The organism is Rhodospirillales bacterium, assembly GCA_016710335.1.
Taxonomy (GTDB): domain Bacteria; phylum Pseudomonadota; class Alphaproteobacteria; order Rhodospirillales; family Defluviicoccaceae; genus JADJXQ01.
Genome location: JADJXQ010000002.1, coordinates 197,674 through 213,458, shown reverse-complemented (window position 1 = coordinate 213,458; position 15,785 = coordinate 197,674). Strand labels below are relative to the sequence as shown.

General features: G+C 67.0%; 17 protein-coding genes. 14 read left to right on the top strand and 3 right to left on the bottom strand.

Going from position 1 to position 15,785, the window contains the following annotated elements; genetic code table 11:
- Positions 1-334 precede the first annotated feature (334 nt).
- The 5 genes from IPM60_04230 to IPM60_04210 all read left to right on the top strand — a co-directional run bounded on the left by IPM60_04230 (position 335) and on the right by IPM60_04210 (position 4,069).
- Positions 335-643: a hypothetical protein gene (locus tag IPM60_04230; GenBank protein ID MBK8907121.1), complete on the top strand. Its 309-nt coding sequence runs from the start codon at positions 335-337 to the stop codon at positions 641-643.
- Between the two features lie 73 nt (positions 644-716).
- Positions 717-1,166: a ferritin-like domain-containing protein gene (locus tag IPM60_04225; protein MBK8907120.1), complete on the top strand. Its 450-nt coding sequence runs from the start codon at positions 717-719 to the stop codon at positions 1,164-1,166.
- Positions 1,167-1,319: 153 nt separating this feature from the next.
- On the top strand, positions 1,320-2,321 hold the full coding sequence (locus IPM60_04220; protein MBK8907119.1) for an SDR family oxidoreductase: 1,002 nt from the start codon (positions 1,320-1,322) through the stop codon (positions 2,319-2,321).
- 69 nt (positions 2,322-2,390) lie between these two features.
- The gene (locus IPM60_04215; protein ID MBK8907118.1) at positions 2,391-3,764 is read left to right on the top strand and encodes an MBL fold metallo-hydrolase; all 1,374 of its coding nucleotides are present in this window, start codon (positions 2,391-2,393) and stop codon (positions 3,762-3,764) included.
- 86 nt (positions 3,765-3,850) lie between these two features.
- Positions 3,851-4,069 carry a hypothetical protein gene (locus tag IPM60_04210; protein ID MBK8907117.1) on the top strand — a complete coding sequence of 73 codons (219 nt, stop codon included), beginning with the start codon at positions 3,851-3,853 and terminating at the stop codon, positions 4,067-4,069.
- Between the two features lie 72 nt (positions 4,070-4,141).
- On the opposite strand, the gene IPM60_04205 is transcribed toward IPM60_04210, so the two are convergent.
- From IPM60_04205 to IPM60_04195, 3 genes are all read right to left on the bottom strand, one after another.
- Positions 4,142-4,648: a DUF892 family protein gene (locus IPM60_04205; GenBank protein MBK8907116.1), complete on the bottom strand. Its 507-nt coding sequence runs from the start codon at positions 4,646-4,648 to the stop codon at positions 4,142-4,144.
- A gap of 88 nt (positions 4,649-4,736) precedes the next feature.
- Positions 4,737-5,285, bottom strand: coding sequence for a hypothetical protein (locus IPM60_04200; protein MBK8907115.1), 549 nt, complete (start codon positions 5,283-5,285; stop codon positions 4,737-4,739).
- 86 nt (positions 5,286-5,371) lie between these two features.
- Complete coding sequence (locus IPM60_04195) at positions 5,372-5,644, bottom strand: hypothetical protein (protein MBK8907114.1); 273 nt, start codon at positions 5,642-5,644, stop codon at positions 5,372-5,374.
- 314 nt (positions 5,645-5,958) lie between these two features.
- Here IPM60_04195 and IPM60_04190 point away from each other — a divergent pair, with 314 nt between their 5' ends.
- The 9 genes from IPM60_04190 to IPM60_04150 all read left to right on the top strand — a co-directional run bounded on the left by IPM60_04190 (position 5,959) and on the right by IPM60_04150 (position 15,782).
- Entirely contained in the window at positions 5,959-7,065 is a 1,107-nt protein-coding gene (locus IPM60_04190) for an SDR family NAD(P)-dependent oxidoreductase (protein MBK8907113.1), read from the top strand.
- Positions 7,066-7,835: 770 nt separating this feature from the next.
- Positions 7,836-9,098, top strand: a complete 1,263-nt coding sequence (locus tag IPM60_04185) for an NAD-dependent epimerase/dehydratase family protein (protein MBK8907112.1) — start codon at positions 7,836-7,838, stop codon at positions 9,096-9,098.
- Positions 9,095-10,384 (top strand): TIGR04295 family B12-binding domain-containing radical SAM protein, encoded by a 1,290-nt coding sequence (locus tag IPM60_04180; GenBank protein ID MBK8907111.1) that lies wholly within the window; start codon positions 9,095-9,097, stop codon positions 10,382-10,384. Before IPM60_04185 ends, IPM60_04180 begins: the two co-directional genes overlap by 4 nt.
- Entirely contained in the window at positions 10,381-11,190 is an 810-nt protein-coding gene (locus tag IPM60_04175; GenBank protein MBK8907110.1) for a glycosyltransferase, read from the top strand. The genes IPM60_04180 and IPM60_04175 overlap by 4 nt, the downstream gene beginning before the upstream one ends.
- Positions 11,133-11,474, top strand: coding sequence for a glycosyltransferase (locus IPM60_04170; protein ID MBK8907109.1), 342 nt, complete (start codon positions 11,133-11,135; stop codon positions 11,472-11,474). Before IPM60_04175 ends, IPM60_04170 begins: the two co-directional genes overlap by 58 nt.
- Positions 11,474-12,586: a glycosyltransferase gene (locus IPM60_04165; GenBank protein ID MBK8907108.1), complete on the top strand. Its 1,113-nt coding sequence runs from the start codon at positions 11,474-11,476 to the stop codon at positions 12,584-12,586. Before IPM60_04170 ends, IPM60_04165 begins: the two co-directional genes overlap by 1 nt.
- Entirely contained in the window at positions 12,583-13,668 is a 1,086-nt protein-coding gene (locus tag IPM60_04160) for a glycosyltransferase (GenBank protein MBK8907107.1), read from the top strand. The genes IPM60_04165 and IPM60_04160 overlap by 4 nt, the downstream gene beginning before the upstream one ends.
- On the top strand, positions 13,669-14,760 hold the full coding sequence (locus tag IPM60_04155; protein ID MBK8907106.1) for a glycosyltransferase: 1,092 nt from the start codon (positions 13,669-13,671) through the stop codon (positions 14,758-14,760).
- Complete coding sequence (locus IPM60_04150) at positions 14,757-15,782, top strand: D-alanine--D-alanine ligase (protein MBK8907105.1); 1,026 nt, start codon at positions 14,757-14,759, stop codon at positions 15,780-15,782. Before IPM60_04155 ends, IPM60_04150 begins: the two co-directional genes overlap by 4 nt.
- Positions 15,783-15,785: the final 3 nt, after the last annotated feature.

Sequence of the window (15,785 nt, the reverse complement as noted above, 5' to 3'; positions counted from 1 at the left end):
ATTTTTAGGAGGAGACTGGAGATGCGTGCACAAGCGACCTTGACGGCAATCGGCTTGGTAACCGGCCTGATGATGGCTTCGTATCCCGTTGGCGCCCAGACGGCGGATAGCCCATGCAAGATAGCGCCGGGCGAGACCCAGGGCGTGACGGCAGACGGCAAACCGTGCTGGGCTGACCGCACGGGAAGCAGCGATTCCAGCGGAGCCGGCCCTGGGACCGGAACGGGAGCCGGGGCAGGTAGCGCCGGCACCGGCGGCGGAACGGGCGCCGGCGGCGGTTCTGGAAGCGGCGGCACGGGCGCCGGCGGTACTGGCGGATCCGGCGGTGCCGCGGGTGATGCTGGCACCGGCGGCGCCGCGGGCAGCGGCGGCGCGGGTGGCGGTGGCAGCGCGGGTGGTGCCGGTTCGGGCGCCGGAGGATCGGGCAGCGGTGGCGCCGGAGCTGGCGGTGGTTCTGGAAGCGGTGGCGCCGGAGGAGCGGGTAGCGGTGGCGCCGGAGCTGGCGGCGGTTCTGGAAGCGGCGGCGCAGGGGCCGGTGGCGGAGCTGGCGGTGGTGCTGGCGGGGCCGGCGGTGGTGGTGCTGGCGGCGGCGGAGCCGGCGGCGGCGGCGGCGGCGGCCAGTAGAACAAGCTCTACAGGATGACTGGAGGTGCGTGCCGGCGGCTGATCGACGGCACGCGCTTTCTCTTGAGCGGAGCCAGTGGGAGGGAGAAGGCATGCCGACTACGATCGGAACCGAAAGTGATGTAGCTGCTTTGTTCAACGACCTTATCAAGCTCGACCACGACGCCATCCAGGCATACGAAGCCGCTATCAACAAACTGGATAATGCTGCATGGAAGCGGGAACTCACCGCGTTCCGCAGCGATCATGTCCGGCATACCGAGGAGTTGGCGGCGGTCGTACGCGATCTTGGGCAGGAGCCGCCTTCCGGCCCTGACATGAAGCAGATGTTGACCGTCGGTAAAGTCGCGCTGGCCGAGGTGTTCGGTGACAAAGCCATTTTGCGGGCCATGAAGACCAACGAGGACGACACCAATACTGCCTACGAGCGCGCTGCCGGACGAAGCGACCTGCCGGCCTCGGCGGTGCCGGTCGTGCGGGCGGCCCTTGCCGATGAACGCCGACACCGTGATTGGATCGAAAAAACAATCGCCGCGGCTTGATCCGTTTCGCCCACCGCCGTCGCACTTGCTAGCGGCGGCACCGGTCGGTCGGCTTGGCGTCGTACCTCATGGGCGGCTGGATCCTCGCCTACGGCTCTGGGCTGCTGTTCACCGCAACTGGTTGAGCGCCGTTCTCCCACTTGGAGGCTGATCATGGCGCGCTCGCCTCGGGTTGTCGTTATTACTGGAGCCTCGGCCGGCGCCGGGCGGGCGGCGGCGCTGACCTTCGCTGGGCAGGGCGACCGGTTGGGCCTGATTGGGCGCAGCAGCCGCGGCCTCGACAGCGCCAGGGAGGAGATAATCGCAGCCGGCGGCACTGCGGTCGCGCACGCCGCCGATGTCTCGGATCCCGAGGCGCTGGCCCGCGCCGCCGACGCCATCGAGGCCGAGTTGGGACCTATCGACGTGTGGGTCAATAACGCCATGGTCACGGTTCTGGGCCCGATCGCTGAGTTGAAGCCGGAGGAGGTACGCCGGGTCATGGAGGTGACATTCCTTGGCGCGGCGTACGGCACGATGATCGCGCTGCGGCGCATGCAGGCGCGGGGCCGCGGCACCATCGTTCAAGTCGGCTCGGCCCTGGCTTACCGGTCGATCCCCCTGCAGGCGCCCTACTGCGCCGCCAAGGCGGCGATCCGCGCCTTTACCGACTCGCTCCGCTCCGAGTTGCTCCATGAGAGAAGCCCCATCCAAATCACCATGGTGCACATGCCCGGGCTAAACACCCCGCAGTTCTCGTGGGCGCGGAACAAGTTCCGCAGGCGCCAGCAGCCGGTTCCGCCGATCTTCCAGCCGGAGGTCGCCGGCCGCGCCGTTGCCTTCGCCGCCGATCACCCGCGCCGCGAATACTGGGTCGGCTTGTCGTCGGTGCAGGCGATCATGGGACAACGTGTGTGGCCGGGGCTGCTCGACCGGATGATGAGCAGCAAGGCCTGGGACGGGCAGTTCCTCGACAAGGAAATCGCGCCGGACCGCCCCGACAACCTGTTCAACCCGGTCGAGGGCCTGCACGCCACCCATGGCCAGTTCGACGACCGCGCAAAGCCGCGGAGCCCGCAGTTCTGGCTGGAGCGGTATAGGCTGATGGAGGTCGGCGCCGCGCTCTTGCTATCGGTTCTGGTAGCCGGCATCGTCGGCCTCCTGCTTTGGCTGTGAGAAGGCGGCCTCAGCGCGTACCCGCGCGGTGACGGCGGACGATCGGCCCGTTTCGAAAGGAGAAGAGCCATGTTCTTTCAACGCATTAAGACCCCCGGCATCGCCCATGTGGCCTACATCATTGCGGACGGTGGGCGCGCGGTCGTCGTCGATCCGCGCCGCGACGTGGACGAGTATCTTGCCGTCCTCAAGGACAACGACCTCAGCCTCGAATACGTCATCGAAACCCACCGTCAGGAAGATTTCGAGATGGGCTCGGCGGCGCTGCGCTCCCTGACGGGCGCCCAAGTCGTGACCGGCGACCATGCCTGTTTCGGCCACAGCGACATCCGCCTCAAGGACGGCGACGAACTGACCATGGCAGGCCTCACCTTCAGGGCCCTCCACACCCCCGGGCACACGCCGGAGAGCGTGTGCTGGGCGGTGTACCACGATGCTTACAAGGACAAGGCGTGGGGCGTACTCACCGGCGACTCGCTGTTCATCGGAGATGCGGGCCGCACCGACTTGCCCGATCCGGACAAGACGGCGGAAAATGCGGGCCTGCTGTACGACGCTCTGCACGCCAAGATTTTGCCGCTGGGCGACCAGGCTTTGGTGCTGCCGGCGCATGGAGCCGGCACGGTCTGCGGTGGCAACGTCGCCAACCGCGATCACGCGACGCTCGGCCTGGAGAAGATCGCCAACTCCGCGTTCACTATGGACAGGGACGCGTTCGTGCGGCACCGCCTCGCCGACCGCATCCCGCGTCCGCCGTACTTTGATCTGATGGAGGAGGTGAATCTGGATGGAGGCCGTCCGGTCGCCCTGCGTGGCACGGACGTCCGGGTGTTGCAGCCGAAGGACTTTGCCGCCGCCTGCGAACGCGCGGCGGTGATCGACACGCGCCTGCCGGAAGCCTTCGCCGGCGGCCACATTCCTCGGTCCTATAGCATTTGGCTGAGCGGGCTCGCGATGTTCGGCGGCTGGGTGGTGAGCGACGACGACGGCATCCTGCTTGTCGTCGACGGGACCGAGGAGTTGGATGCGGCCGTTTCCTACCTGACCCGCCTCGGCCGCGACCGCATCAAAGGTGTCCTCGCCGGCGGCTTCGAGGCGTGGCGCGACGCAGGCCTGCCGGTGGAGCAGTCCGGGACCATCACTCCGAAGCAGCTTGCCGCCGACCGGGGCGATTACGTGGTGCTCGACGTGCGGGAGATCTCAGAGTTCGAGGCAGGCCACATCCCGGACGCGCGCCACATGTACGTCGGCTACCTGGAGAGCAGGCTGGGCGATCTCGGTCTCGACACATCGGACCGGATCGTCGTTACCTGCAGTGTCGGGCACCGCGCGGGCCTCGGCGTCAGCATCCTCAAGCGCCATGGCTACGAGCACGTCTACAACCTCCTCGGCGGCATGACCGCCTGGAAGACGCTCGGCCAAGAGGCCGCGGTTTTGGGCTGAACTTGAAACAGGCTCGCCGGCTTAACCGGCCATGAAGGTCTTTCTTCTTCACCAATCCCGCTGCCGGCTCCGGTAACGTATGGGACGTGCGCAATACCGGCTCGGCGGCAGTTGCCTTCGTCGCGGCGGGCCTTTTGCTCGGCGCGAAGCTCGACCGCCCGAACCTGTGGGACGTTGCCGGCGGCATCGTGCTCGTCCAGGCTACGGGCGGAAGGGTGCTTGAACGGCTACCGGATGGCTGGCGACCATTCGCGGCCTTTGCGCCCGGGGCTGCCTCGGAAGACGATCTCGGACGCGGCCGCTGATCCTGGGCGACCCCGCAGCCGCCGAAGCGGCTGCGGATGTCTTCTCCGGATGAAATTGTGCGGCGTTCGTACTTAACGTTTCGCCGCCACCGACGCCACATCGCGACTTACGTAGTCATGGGTCAACGTCGGGATCAGGGCCGCCAGCTTGCTGGCGAGGCTCTCCTCCTCGGCCTTGATCTCGCTGGCGATGCGGGACACCTCGGCGTCACCGGCGGCGTCGGCTGCGGCCGCAAGCGAGGTGTAGGCGGCCACCTCGAAGTGCTTGAAGCTGTAGTCGGTGATGGCGTTCTTCAGGACCTCGTCGGAGGCCGCCGTTCCCGTCAGCTCCTGGATCTTGCCCATCACCGTCATCGCGGCATCCTTCAGCGACGACGTCTTTTCGCCCCGCTGTTCAAGGCACGCGCCGACCCGCTCGCGCTGGCGCCGCGACGCCGCCACATGCTCCTCGACCCACGCCCGCATTTGCGGATAGTTCTCGAGCCGGCTGAGCTGGTTCTCTATCGACTCGATGGCCTGCTTCTCCATCGCATGCGCGTCGCGCAGCCACGTCATCAAATGCTCTTGACTGGTCGCCATGTTCGTTCCTCACACTGAATGTTCGAGTTCGGCGCAGATACCGGCGGCGCCACGCCACGCTTCGATTATCGGGGAATGCCCGTCCGGGCTAACCGCTGCCCAGGGAGTCACTCGACGCGAAGGTGTCCTTCCCCTCTGCACCAAGCCTGTCCCCCGGCGTTGCGGGATTCGCCGTTGCTTCCGGAGCCAGCCTCTCCGCTGCCGCCATCTCCTCTTGGTCGAAGTCGTCGTAAAAGTCCGGGTCCGGCTGGCTCAGCAACTCCAGCAATGCGTACCGCTCCTCTTCGATCTCCTGGACGGTGCGGAAGCCGAGGCCTCGCAGCACCGGCAGCGGCGGGCACCATCCCTGCACGGCATGCTGAAAAAGGAAAGCCGTCACCAGCGCCGGCAGCACCAGCCAGCGGCGATCGACGGTGGCGCCGAGCGCAACGCCGCTGAAAGCGAGCACCGAGGCGTTAGCCTCCAGGGCGCGCTCGACGTCCCACTCCCTGTCCAACTCATCGAGGCGCTCATCAATTTCATCCGGATGGTCGGCGTAATAAACGATTCGGTCGACCGTCTCGCCGGCGATGCGGCGGTTGATCTCGTCTGCCGTGTGGGCGGCGACCCGCTTCCTGCCGGACATGAACATGCTCATCCCTTCCTCCCATCCCTGATTTCCGCCGAACCGGCGCCGGCAGTGGGCGCGACGGCAGCCGGTGGCTCGTCCGCCGGTTCAGCGAACTACCGCTTCACGAACTTGAAAAACCGACTCGTGCCGCCGCCCTTGGTTTCGTTCTGGTACAGAAAGGCCAGTTTCTGCTCCTCGAACTTTTCGAACAACTCTTCCCATGTGATGATGTCGAGTTCTTCTTTGCCGTCATCGAAGGCAATGCGGATAATGCCGACGTCATCGTCATCATGGGTCGCCTGGACTGCGGCGGGGCGGCCGCCCCGCTCCTCTGCCCAGCGGCGGATGACGTCGTGATCGGTCGTTGTCTTGGACTCCTGAGACATCGGAATTCCTTCACGCTCTTGATGGAGCCTGCGAGTGCTTCTCCGACGCAGGGCAAACGCGCGCCCTTCCTCGTTGGTTCCACGATGATGACTTAATGACGGCCGGCAGCGGGGAACGCCCGAGCCACCGTGCTTTAACATCAACATCAGCCGGAACCTTTAACGGTTCAGGCTGTTACATTCGCGTGCGACACGGCGTGGGCCGCATTACTCTGGTGACGCCGTTGCGAGAGCGGTTCGTCCGAAGCGGGCGGCCGAAGTGAACATCAGCCGGGCTGGGATAGTGTGCCGGCGAAAGCGGGGCGGGAATCGACATGGCATCAAACTATCTGGTCACTGGCGGCGCCGGCTTCATCGGTCGCCACCTTTGCAGGACCCTGCTCGGGAGCGGCGCACAGGTGCGGGTCCTCGATTCTCTCGTCGACCAGGTGCACGGGGTCGATGCGGCTGTTCCTGACGATCTTCCGGAGGCTGTGGAATTCCGCCGCGGCGACATCCGCGACGCCGCTGCCGTACGCGCCGCGCTTGCCGGTGTTGACGGTGTTTTCCATCTGGCGGCTGAAGTCGGCGTCGGTCAAAGCATGTATGAGATCGACCGCTATACGGCGACGAACGACTTTGGGACGGCGGTTCTGTTTCAGCAACTGATCGCGCGCCCGGTCAAGCGGGTGGTGGTCGCATCCTCCATGAGCGTCTATGGCGAAGGGCTTTACGTCACGGCCGAGGGCGATCCTGTGGATGACGCAACGCGTCCGGGGCAGGGCGGCTGGGATCCGGTCGATTCGGACGGTCGGCCGCTTACGCCGGTCGCGACACCGGAAGGCAAGCAGCCCGATCTCGCCTCTGTCTACGCTCTCAACAAGTACGTCCAGGAGCGCATGACCCTGATCGTCGCCAGGGCCTACGGCATGGACGCCTGCGCGCTGCGGCTGTTCAATGTCTATGGTCCGGGCCAAGCGCTTTCAAATCCCTATACCGGAGTGCTGGCGATTTTTGCGTCGCGGCTGCAGAACGGACAGCAGCCGATGGTGTTCGAGGATGGTCGACAGCGCCGCGACTTCGTCCACGTGGAAGACGTGGCGCGCGCCTTCCGCGACGCGATGGAGCGGCCGGAAGCCAATGGCCGGGTCATCAATATCGGCAGCGGCCGGTCCGTGTCGATCCAGGAAACCGCAGAGCGGCTGGCAGCGGTGCTCGGCCGTCGCGACATCCGCCCGTTAATCACCGGCAAGGGCCGCAGCGGCGACATCCGGCACTGCTTCGCCGATATCTCGCGCGCCCGGCAGCTCTTGGACTTCGAGCCGCTCCGAACCTTTGACAATTCCCTGGAGGAGTTCGCAGGGTGGGTCGCCGAGCAGCAGACGGTGGATCGGACCGAGGCTGCCGCCGCGGAATTGAGCAGAAAAGGCCTGGTGGCATGACCCTCGTCAACGCCAGCGGCGAACCTCTGGGCGTGGTGGAGTGGTTTCGCCCCGGCGACGAGGCGCGGGTCGAGGCGGCGCTTGAGCGTATGGCGCGGCTGGGGTTCATCCGCCTGCGCACCCATCTGTCGTGGGCGGACTTTCATGTCGATGACGGCCGCTGGTACGACTGGCTGTTGCCGGCGCTGGGCGCGGCAGTGGAAGTGCTGCCGTGCGTCCACTTCACGCCGCCGAGCCTGTCGCTGACCGGGACCAGCGCCGGCCCGCCGCGTCGTCCGCGGGACTATGCGGACTTCATCGACGAGGTGATCAGCCGGTACGGCCGCTGGTTCGAGTGGGTCGAGCTGTGGAACGAGCCCAACAACCTGAGCGACTGGGATTGGCGGATCGATCCCGACTGGCAGATCTTCAGCGACATGATCGGCGCCGCCGGCCATTGGGCGCGGCGGCGCGGCCGCAAGACCGTTCTCGGCGGACCGTGCCCAACTGACCTCAACTGGCTGCGTCTGATGGCCGAACGTGGCGTTCTGGCGGAAATGGACGCGATCGGCCTGCACGGCTTTCCGGGAACCTGGGAATCCACCGCGACCTCTTGGCGGCCGTGGTCGGAACAGGTGGATTCGGTGCGCGACCTCTTCCGAAATTACGGCCTGCCGGCGGAACTGTGGATCACCGAGGTCGGCTATTCGTCATGGCGCCAGGATCCGGCTCCATGTCTCGACTGGTTCGTGGATGCGATCGGCGCTCCCGTCGACCGTCTCTACTGGTACATGCTGCAAGATATCGATCCGGCGGTGCCGATCCTGGATGGGCTGCAGTTTGACACCCGGCATTACCATTTCGGCCTCTATGACGCTCAGGGCCGTCCCAAGCTGGCCGCGCGCCTCATCGAGAAAGGGGGGGTAGCGGCGCTGAAGCATGTGGCGGCGCAGGGCGATCCGGGGCGCGTCCGGGCTCCGGTCGTTGCCCGGCGCGCTCGGCCTATCCTGATCACCGGTGGCGCCGGCTTCATCGGCTGCAACCTCGCCGACTCGCTTGCAGCCGATGGGCACGATGTGCTGATCTTCGACTCATTGCACCGGTTCGGCGTGGAAGACAACCTGGAGTGGCTGCGGCGGCGTCACCCGAAACGCGTCAGCGTCGCCATCGCCGACGTGCGCGACGGGCTGGCGGTCGACGAAGCCGTCGGGGATGCGGCAGCGGTGTTCCATTTCGCCGCCCAGGTCGCCGTGACCACCAGCATGAACGCGCCGGATGAAGACTTCGAGGTCAACGCTCGCGGCACCCTGAATGTGCTTGAGGCAGCGCGGCGACGCGACCATATGCCTCCGATCATTTTCGCCAGCACCAACAAGGTCTACGGCGATCTTTCCGCTCACGATTTCGAGATCGTCGGCGACCAGTGGTGTCCGGTTGATCCCGATTTGCGAGCGAAAGGCGTTTCGGAGCGTCAGCCGCTGCATCTTTGCACCCCCTACGGCTGCTCGAAGGGTACCGCCGATCAATACGTGCTCGACTACGCCAAGAGCTTCGGCGTTCCGACGGCGGTGCTCCGCATGAGTTGCATTTATGGGCCGCGGCAGTTCGGTACAGAGGATCAGGGTTGGGTCGCCCATTTCCTCATGCGTGCCCGCTCGGGCGAGGCGATCGCCGTTTTCGGCGACGGCCGCCAAGTGCGCGACATCCTCCATGTTTCCGATGCGGTCGCTGCCTACCGCCTCCTGCTCGACAACATCGCAATCCTGAAAGGCCGCGCCTTCAACCTCGGCGGTGGGCCGGCCAACGCCGTCAGCCTGCTCCAGGTCATCGCCGAGATCGAGCGCGTGCTGGGGCGGGATGTGCCATGCCACTTCGATGAGATGCGGCCGGGCGACCAGCGCTGGTATGTCAGCGACACCGCCGCGTTTGCCCAGGCAACCGGCTGGCGCTCGCGGATCGGCTGGCGGAACGGCTTGCGTGATCTGGATCGGGCGCTTGATGCGATGGAAGTGGCGGAGCCGGGAAGGCGGCGCGCGGGGAAGGCCGTGGCATGAGGGTGGCGTTGGTCAATCCGCCATGGTGCTTTGACGGCAGCATCTATTTTGGCTGCCGGGAGGCGCATCTGCCGCTGGAACTGGGCGCGGCCTCCGTGCTGTTAGAGCGCGCGGGACATTCGTCACGCATGTTCGACGGCGCACTGGACGCCATGGATCTTCGCGGCGTGGCGGACGCGGTTGCGGACTACGGTCCCGACCTGACCGTCGTTACGACCGCGCCGACCTACCTGTTCTGGCGCTGCGCTCAGCCGGAGCTTCGGGTTCCGGCTGCGTTCATCAAGGTGCTGGAGGGGCGGGGCGGCTTGACCGTGGCCGTGGGACCGCATGGCTCCGCGACGCCCGGCGCTGCGCTCCGCAAGCTTGGTTGCGACGCGCTGATCCGCGGCGAGTGCGAAGAAGCGATCGTCGATCTGGCGAACGGCGTGGGGCCCGAAGGCGTCTCCGGCTTGGTTTGCCAAGGCGGGAACAACGGGCGGACTGCCGAGTCGCCACGGGCGACGCGGTTTTCAGATCTACCGGCTTTGCGCTGGCCGGAGGCGTGGATCGATCGCCACCACCATCACCACCACCGCTTCGACAGGACGCCCGACGGCCCCGGCGCCGAAGTAGAGGCGTCCCGCGGCTGCCCCTACCATTGCAGCTTCTGCGCCAAGATCGACTTCCGCGACGGTTACCGGCGGCGCGATCTTGCAGCGCTGGCGGAAGAGATCGACGCCCTTGTCGAACAGGGGGTGCGCTACGTTTACTTCATCGACGAAATCTTCCTGCCGTGGCAGGAACTCCTGAGTCTGCTGACGGTGCGCCCGGTGCAGTTCGGCGTTCAAACGCGCCTCGACCTGTGGAAGCCTGAGATGATCGAGCGTCTCGGCGCCGCCGGATGTGTCTCGATCGAAGCCGGCGTCGAAAGCCTCAGCGTGGACGGGCGGGCCGTCCTCGACAAGAACTGCCGCCTCACCACCGAGGAGCTTAGCAGCCGGCTGTTGTTGGCGAAGCGGCACGTGCCATTCGTCCAGGCCAATCTGATCCACGTTGCCGGTGACGACCCCGACGAAATTCGGCGCTGGCGCGAGCGAATGCAGGCGGGCGGCGTGTGGGCCAACGATCCGGTGCCGCTTTATCCCTACCCGAGTTCGCCCGACTATCGGAAGCTGTGGGGCGCGCCCGACGAACAGGCTTGGGAGCGGGCGCACGCCCACTACCTCGGCCAGTTCGGAATCTTCAGCGACATCCAGGAGGCGCGTCCCCGGCCGCTGGAGGAGTTGGAGCGGGAGGCATTGGCGTGACGGCGCGCCTGTTCATGACCACCGACACCGTGGGCGGCGTCTGGCGGTACTCCACGACCTTGGCTGCGCTACTGGCGAGAGGCGGAACGTCGGTTCGTCTCGGGATCATCGGGAATCCGCCGTCTGCCGACCAGTGCGCCGAAGCAGCGGCGATCGTTGGCGTCGACTGGGCACACCTGGGCGTGCCGCTCGACTGGCAAGCCGGCGGCGCCGATGCGCTGGCGCCGGGCAGGCGCGCGATCGCCAAAGCTGCGGCGGCATGGCGCTCCGATGTGGTTCAACTCAACCAGCCGGCCTACGCCGGCGGCGGCTATGCCGCGCCGACCATCGCCGTCGCCCATTCCTGCGTCGAGACGTGGTGGCGGGCGACCCATGGCGTTTCCGCACCGCCGACGTGGGCGTGGCATCGTGACGCGGTCCGTGCCGGGCTCCGCTCCGCCGAAGCGGCGGTGGCGCCCAGCGCCGCGTTCGCGGCGGCGCTGCGGGAGGCGTATCGGCTGGAGACGCCGCTCGACGTTGTCCACAACGGCTCGCCGAAACGCGCAGACGGCGAAAAGGCTCGCTTCGTGTTCGCCGCCGGCCGCTTGTGGGACGACGGCAAGAACTTCGCGGTGCTGGATGAGGCGGCGCCGCTGATCCGCTGGCCGGTGCGCCTGGCGGGCGCGGCGGCGGCGCCGGGTGTGGCGGATCCGTACGGTATCCCCGCGTCGAATGTTGCGGGCACCTGGACGCAGGAAGAATGGCAGAGATGCTCGCCGCGGCTCCGATCTTCGTGTCGCCGTCGCTCTATGAACCGTACGGATTGACGGTGCTCGAGGCGGCGCAGGCAGGTGCGGCGCTTGTCCTTGCCGATATTCCGAGCTTCCGCGAACTGTGGTCAGATGCCGCGCTGTTCTTCAGCGCGCGCAACGCGGCGGCACTGGCGGCCGCGGCCAATCGTCTGATCGACGATCCCGCATTGCGGGCGAGGCTTGGGCTGGCGGCGCGCGAACGGGCCGCCGACTACACCATCGAGCGCACCGTGGAGGGGATGGAGCGCCTTTACCGGCAGGTGACGGAGAGGCGCGTCGGCGCGGTGGCGGTCGCCTGATGCGGCTCGCCTATTTCACCCAGTCGCTGGTGTCCGACTGGAACCACGGCAACGCCCATTTCGTCCGCGGCATCCTCTCCGAGTGGATCGGGCGCGGCTGGGAAGCGGTGGCGTGGGAGCCGGCGGACGGATGGAGCCGGATGCACCTTCGCGAGGAGGCGCCGCACGCGGAGGACGACTTCGCGCGGGACTTTCCGCATCTTCGCTCCCGCATCTACGCGTCGCCGGACGATGTGGACGAAGCGCTCGACGCCGCCGATCTGGTCATCGTCCATGAATGGACCGAACCGGGAGTTGTTCACGCCATCGGCCGGCGGCGGGCCCGCGGCGGCCGCTTCACGCTTTTGTTCCACGACACCCACCACCGCGCCGTGTCCGATCCCGCCGCGATGGCGGCCTATGATCTCTCCGCCTATGACGGCGTGCTGGTATTCGGCGAGGCGCTGCGTGAGGTGTATCTCCGCTACGGCTGGGGTAGGCGGGTGTGGACTTGGCACGAGGCCGCCGATACCCGAATCTTCCGTCCGCCGCCGCGGCGCGAGCCGGAACGCGACCTAGTCTGGATCGGCAACTGGGGCGACGACGAGCGCACGGCGGAGTTGGAAACGTTTCTTTTCGCGCCGGCGGAAGCAGCAGGCGTTTCCCTGGACGTCTATGGCGTACGGTATCCGGACCCAGCGAAAGCGCGCTTGGCGCAGGCTGGTGCGCGCTACCACGGCTGGATCGCCAATGCCCGAGTTCCCGAGGTGTTCGCCCGCCATCGCCTGACGGTGCATGTGCCGCGGCGCTTCTATGTCGCCGCGCTGCCCGGGGTGCCGACCATCCGGGTGTTCGAGGCGCTCGCCTGCGGGATTCCGCTCATCAGCGCGCCGTGGCCGGACCGGGAGGGCCTGTTCCGGGCGGGCGAGGACTTCCTCGTCGCGCGCAACGGCGCGGAAGCGGCGCGGCACATGAAACTCATAGCAAACGATCCCGAAACCGCGCAATCCATTGCTTCCAGGGGTTTACAGCGAATTTGCGCCCGCCACACGTGCGCCCACCGCATCGATGAACTGAAGGTGATCGTCGCGGATCTCGACGCCGCGCCGACCGCGACGAGAAGCTTCGCATGAGGATCGCTTTCTACGGCTCGAGCCTGCTGTCCGCCTATTGGAACGGCGCCGCGACGTACTATCGCGGTCTAATCCGGGCGTTGGCGATGCGCGGCCATGACATGACGTTTTTCGAGCCGCGGGCCTTCGATCGCCAAATTCATGCCGATATGGAGCCGCCGGACTGGTGCCGGGTGGTGGTCTACGAGCCGGACGCCAACGGGCTTGCCGCCGTGCTGAGGGAAGCATGCCGCTTCGACGTCGTCGCCAAGACCAGCGGCGTCGGCGTGCTCGACGACGAGCTGCTTCAGGGGTTGCATCGCTCCATGGCGCCGAACGCACTTTACGTCTTCTGGGATGTGGACGCGCCGGCGACGCAAGCCGAAATCGCCGACGGTCCCGACCACCCGCTGCGGCGGATGCTGCCGCAGCTTGATTTCGTCATGACCTATGGCGGCGGCCCGCCGGTGATGGAGCGCTACCGCCAACTCGGCGCGCGGCGCTGCCACGCCATCTACAACGCGCTCGACCCCGAGACCCACCACCCGGTGCCGCCCGATCCGCGGTTTGCTTCGGATCTGGCGTTCCTCGGCAATCGCTTGCCGGACCGGGAGGCGCGAGTCGATGACTTCTTTTTCGCGGCTGCCGCCGCTGCCGCTGATCGTGCCTTCCTGATCGGCGGCGCCGGCTGGGAAGACAAGGAGGCGCCGCCCAACGTGCGCAAGCTCGGACACATCTCGACCCGCGACCACAACGCCTTCAACGTCACGCCACGCGCGGTTCTCAACGTCTCGCGGGACAGCATGGCGACAACCGGCTATTCGCCCGCGACCCGGGTGTTCGAGGCGGCCGGCGCCGGCGCCTGCCTGATCAGCGACGCCTGGGAGGGAATCGCGCAGTTCCTTACGCCGGAGGAGGAGGTGCTGACCGCCCGCGACGGCCGCGACGTCGCCGACATCCTTCATGCCCTGACGCCCAACCGCGCTGCCCGCATCGGTGCCACCGCCCGCCGCCGGCTGCTGGCCGACCATACCTATGCGCAGCGGGCGGCGGAGGTGGAGGCGCTGCTGCTGCCGGCCCTGGCGACGCCGAAGGTTGCTTAGATGAGCGGCCTCAACCTCGTCGTCATCGGCCTCACCCTGTCGTCGTCGTGGGGGAATGGCCACGCGACGACGTGGCGGGCGCTGCTCCGCGCGCTTGCCCACCGCGGCGCCCGCATCGTCTTTCTGGAACGCGACGTGCCATGGTACCGGGCGCACCGCGACCTGCCCCACCCCGATTTCGCAAGGCTAGAGCTGTATCAGGACGTATCCGATTTGCGAACACGGTTCGCGCAAGCGGTCCGCGAGGCGGATGCAGTGCTGGTCGGCTCCTACGTGCCGGACGGAGTGGCGGTGATCGACTGGGCACGCGACCAGGTTCGTGGCATACTCGCTTTCTATGACATCGACACGCCGGTGACACTGGCCGGGTTGGCGAAGGGAGAGGTGCCCTATCTTGCAACCCGCCAGATCCCCGCGTTCGACGTCTACTTGTCGTTCACCGGCGGCCCGATCCTTGATCACCTGCGCGCCCGCTACGGCGCGCGGCAAGCTCGCGCGCTCTACTGTACCGTGGACGCGGAGCATTATCGGCCGCTTCCGGGGCGCCGACGGTTATGGCGGCTCGGCTACCTCGGCACCTACAGCGACGACCGCCAGGCGATGCTGGAGCGGCTGCTTTTCACCACGGCGCGGCGTATGCCGGAGGGCCAGTTTGTGGTTGCGGGGCCGCAATATCCGGCCGCGGTCGCTTGGCCGGCGAATGTGGAGCGCATCGAACACTGTCCGCCGGCCGATCATCCGGGCTTCTACGCCGGTCAGGACTTTACGCTCAACATCACCCGTGCCGACATGGTGGCCGCTGGCTGGTCGCCCAGCGTCCGCCTGTTCGAGGCTGCCGCGTGCGGTACGCCCATCATCTCCGACCGCTGGCCCGGACTCACCGAGCTGTTCCCCGCCGGCGACGCCATCCTGATCGCCGACACCGCCGAGGACGTGCTGGACTGTCTGGCGATCCCCGACGCCCGACGGCGCTCCATCGCGGACGCGGCGCGGGACATCGTACTGACCCGTCATCGCGCCGAGGTGCGCGCCGAGGAGCTGGAGCAGGCGCTGCGGGAGGCGGGGCGGCATGCCCGCGACAGCGCGGCATGACGCCGTCCGTCAAGCGCCTCGCGGTGATCACCGGCGATCATGCTCTCGCCGACCCCACCAAGCGCGACGGCCGCTATCACGACGAAGATGAGCGTACCCACGAAGCGATGAAGGACGCCTTTCGAAGCCTGTCGGGCTTTACGGCGCGCGTGTTGAGCGAGCACCGGAGCCTGCTCGACGATTTGCGCCGCGATCCACCGGATCTTGCCGTCAACTTCTGCGACACTGGATTCGGCAACATCCCGACCCAGGAACTCCACATCGCCGCTTACCTGGAACTGCTCGGTATCCCCTACACCGGCGCCCCGCCGGCGGCGATGGCGATCTGCTACGACAAGGCGATCGTGCGCGTGATCGCGCAGTCGCTGGGGGTGCCGGTGCCGCGCGAGGCGTATCTGCCTGCGGACGGAGCCTCGGTCGACTTGCCGGACCTGCTGCCGGCGTTGATCAAGCCGAACACCGGCGACGGCAGCGTCGGCATTACCAAGGACGCGGTGGTTCGCACGCGCGCGGAGGCGACAGCCTATCTGCACTGGCTTCGCAGCAGCCTGCCGGGTCGGGACGCGCTCATCCAGGAGTATCTTCCCGGCGCTGAGTACGGCGTCGGTCTGATCGGCAATCCAGAGACCGGGCTCATCATGCTGCCGCCGCTGGAGGTGGATTTCGGGGACTTGCCGGCGGGATTGACGCCGATCCTGTCGTTCGAGTCGAAAGCGGTGCCAGAGTCGCCGTACTGGACGGAGATCAAGTTCAAGCGGGCGGATCTGACGCCGATGCAAGCAGGGCGACTGGAAGGCTGGTGCAAGTGCTTGTTCCGGCGGTTCGCCCTCCGCGACTACGCCCGCTTCGACTTCCGCGTCGGTGTTGAAGGCGAGGCCAAGCTCATGGAGGTCAATCCGAACCCCGCCTGGGCCTACGACGGCAAGCTTGCCCTGATGGCCGGGTTCGCCGGCATTGAATACCGCGACATGCTGCGCCTGATACTGGAGGCCGCCATCGCACGTCTCGCCCGTGGCGCGTAGGGG

Coding starts and splice junctions, on each gene's coding strand:
- IPM60_04150 (MBK8907105.1), top strand. CDS start 14,757: ATGACGCCGTCCGTCAAGCGCCTCGCGGTGATCACCGGCGATCATGCT.
- IPM60_04190 (MBK8907113.1), top strand. CDS start 5,959: ATGGCATCAAACTATCTGGTCACTGGCGGCGCCGGCTTCATCGGTCGC.
- IPM60_04185 (MBK8907112.1), top strand. CDS start 7,836: ATGCTGCAAGATATCGATCCGGCGGTGCCGATCCTGGATGGGCTGCAG.
- IPM60_04155 (MBK8907106.1), top strand. CDS start 13,669: ATGAGCGGCCTCAACCTCGTCGTCATCGGCCTCACCCTGTCGTCGTCG.
- IPM60_04225 (MBK8907120.1), top strand. CDS start 717: ATGCCGACTACGATCGGAACCGAAAGTGATGTAGCTGCTTTGTTCAAC.
- IPM60_04200 (MBK8907115.1), bottom strand. CDS start 5,285: ATGAGCATGTTCATGTCCGGCAGGAAGCGGGTCGCCGCCCACACGGCA.
- IPM60_04205 (MBK8907116.1), bottom strand. CDS start 4,648: ATGGCGACCAGTCAAGAGCATTTGATGACGTGGCTGCGCGACGCGCAT.
- IPM60_04215 (MBK8907118.1), top strand. CDS start 2,391: ATGTTCTTTCAACGCATTAAGACCCCCGGCATCGCCCATGTGGCCTAC.
- IPM60_04180 (MBK8907111.1), top strand. CDS start 9,095: ATGAGGGTGGCGTTGGTCAATCCGCCATGGTGCTTTGACGGCAGCATC.
- IPM60_04160 (MBK8907107.1), top strand. CDS start 12,583: ATGAGGATCGCTTTCTACGGCTCGAGCCTGCTGTCCGCCTATTGGAAC.
- IPM60_04220 (MBK8907119.1), top strand. CDS start 1,320: ATGGCGCGCTCGCCTCGGGTTGTCGTTATTACTGGAGCCTCGGCCGGC.
- IPM60_04195 (MBK8907114.1), bottom strand. CDS start 5,644: ATGTCTCAGGAGTCCAAGACAACGACCGATCACGACGTCATCCGCCGC.
- IPM60_04165 (MBK8907108.1), top strand. CDS start 11,474: ATGCGGCTCGCCTATTTCACCCAGTCGCTGGTGTCCGACTGGAACCAC.
- IPM60_04170 (MBK8907109.1), top strand. CDS start 11,133: ATGCTCGCCGCGGCTCCGATCTTCGTGTCGCCGTCGCTCTATGAACCG.